Source organism: Colwellia sp. BRX10-9 (assembly GCF_014077405.1).
Classification (GTDB): Bacteria; Pseudomonadota; Gammaproteobacteria; order Enterobacterales; family Alteromonadaceae; genus Colwellia_A.
Genome location: NZ_JACGVV010000123.1, coordinates 1 through 371 on the forward strand (window position 1 = coordinate 1; position 371 = coordinate 371).

Below are 371 nucleotides of genomic sequence, written 5' to 3' on the forward strand. Positions count from 1 at the left end.
CTGATGTGAAGTCTTGACAGTATATTTGCGGTTTTGTTATCGATAGCGCCTCGTTTGTCTGCTCTTATTACGCGACCTGTTTCATCTACAAGGGTTAAATAGTCCTTCAAGCTAAAGCGGATACCTGAGGTTTTAGCTTGCTGTTCATTGCCCGTAAAAGGTAATAACGTTGTCGGTTGCTCTCCCATAATGGCTGCTTTGATACGCAGTTGAATACTGGTAAAACTCGATTGCTCAGGTGTTGGGGCAATGCCCGCACGCACTGGATTTAAATCTACATAAGCCATACAAGCAAGTAATGCCCCTTCATCGAGCAGGGCTTGAGATTTAAAGCGTCCTTCCCAAAAGTGCCCCGTGCATTTATCTTCTTT

1 pseudogene is annotated in these 371 nt (G+C 44.5%); it reads right to left on the minus strand.

Going from position 1 to position 371, the window contains the following annotated elements:
• Positions 1–371: pseudogene (locus H4J69_RS20545) on the minus strand (transposase); the annotation flags it as partial.